This window comes from Streptomyces sp. SID1328, from assembly GCF_009865595.1.
Classification (GTDB): Bacteria; Actinomycetota; Actinomycetes; order Streptomycetales; family Streptomycetaceae; genus Streptomyces; species Streptomyces griseoluteus.
On record NZ_WWKH01000650.1, the window covers coordinates 1 to 1327 of the forward strand.

Consider the following 1327-nt stretch of genomic DNA (forward strand, 5'->3'; position numbering starts at 1 on the left):
GGTCGGCGTGCGGGCCGTAGGACAGCGCGACCCCGGCCACGGGCACCACCGGGGCGAGCGCCAGCAGCAGCGTCCGCGCCTCCGGGGCGCCCCGGAACTGGCCCAGCAGCAGCGCGGCCCCGGCCACCCCCAGCAGCGCCACCGACCAGGCACCGCGCACGGCGGGACCCGCGGCCCACAGCAGCCGGGCGAACCAGGACACGGGAACCTCCCGTACGGCGGAGGCCAGCACCGCGGCCCGTACGTCCGTCAGCACCGCCCCCGCCGCCGTGGCCCGTACCGCCGCTGAGACGCGGGAGGCGCAGCCCGCGCAGGACTCCAGGTGCCTCTCCAGGGACCAGGCGTCCGGCTCCGGCAGGGAACCGGCGGCGTACCGGGCGGCCTGGGCCTCGTTCGTGTGCCACTGCCTGCTCATGCCGGGCCTCCCAGCGGGGACGGGTTCAACTGGGCCAGCGCCGCCCGCAGTTCGGTACGGGCGCGCCGGGCGCGGGACTTGACGGTGCCCTCCGGTATGCCGAGCAGCCGGGCCGTCTCACGGGTGGTGAGGCCGTCGACCACGGTCGCGCGCAGCACCTCGCGCAGCTCGGGGGAGATCCGGTCCAGGGCGGTGCCGACATCGCCGTACTCCAGCCCGGCCAGCACCCGGTCCTCGGCGGACGGCACGGCGGCCGCCTCCGCCTCCGGCGCGACCCGCGCGGTGCGCTCCTGGGCGCGGCGGGCGTCGACCAGGCGCCGGGCCGCGATGGTCCACAGCCAGCCGCCCGCCTCCGCGCCCCGGTGCCCGGAAGCCGAACGCCACACCGTGACGAAGGTGTCCTGGAGCACCTCCCGGACCACCTCCGGGTCGGCGCAGCGCCGGGCCAGCCGCGCGTGCAGCCAGCCCGCGTGCCGGTCGTACAGGTCGGCGAGCGCCGCCTGGTCGCCCGCCGCGACGGCCCGCAGCAGGGCACCGTCGTCCTTCTCCCGGTGGCCCCCCATGGGGCGGAACAGTCTCACACCCCCCTCTATCGCCCCGCCCCCGAGCGGTGGATCACTCTCCCGTGCGGGCGTGGCAGCCGTGTGTCTGGGTAGGGCTGGGTAATCCGGCAAAACGAACCCGCCCCCCGTGACCAAGGAGGCTCCCGTGGCCGCAGCGGCTCACCTGTTCCTGCCCGCCCAGTGGAAACCCGAGGCGGAGACGCCCGCCGACTGCGCGTTCAGCGCGGAGAGCGCCTGTGTGGAGGCTCCGCTCACCAGCGAGCCCCCGCTGCCCGGCGCCGAGCCGCTGACCAGCGAGCCCCCGCTCGCCGACACCGTCCCGCTCACCGGTGACGCCGACCCCGTCCCG

The 1327-nt window shown here is 77.1% G+C and carries 3 protein-coding genes; 1 reads left to right on the forward strand and 2 read right to left on the reverse strand.

What is annotated here, in order from left to right; translation table 11 throughout:
• Both GT030_RS21000 and GT030_RS21005 read right to left on the reverse strand, forming a co-directional pair.
• Positions 1–415, reverse strand: a 415-nt coding sequence (locus GT030_RS21000; RefSeq protein WP_161202427.1) for a zf-HC2 domain-containing protein, incomplete at its 3' end; no start/stop codon positions are given.
• On the reverse strand, positions 412–978 hold the full coding sequence (locus tag GT030_RS21005) for an RNA polymerase sigma factor (protein WP_161202428.1): 567 nt from the start codon (positions 976–978) through the stop codon (positions 412–414). The genes GT030_RS21000 and GT030_RS21005, both read right to left, overlap by 4 nt.
• A 145-nt stretch (positions 979–1123) precedes the next feature.
• Here GT030_RS21005 and GT030_RS21010 point away from each other — a divergent pair.
• Positions 1124–1327, forward strand: a 204-nt coding sequence (locus GT030_RS21010; RefSeq protein WP_161202429.1) for a hypothetical protein, incomplete at its 3' end; no start/stop codon positions are given.

Coding starts and splice junctions, on each gene's coding strand:
- GT030_RS21005 (WP_161202428.1), bottom strand. CDS start 978: ATGGGGGGCCACCGGGAGAAGGACGACGGTGCCCTGCTGCGGGCCGTC.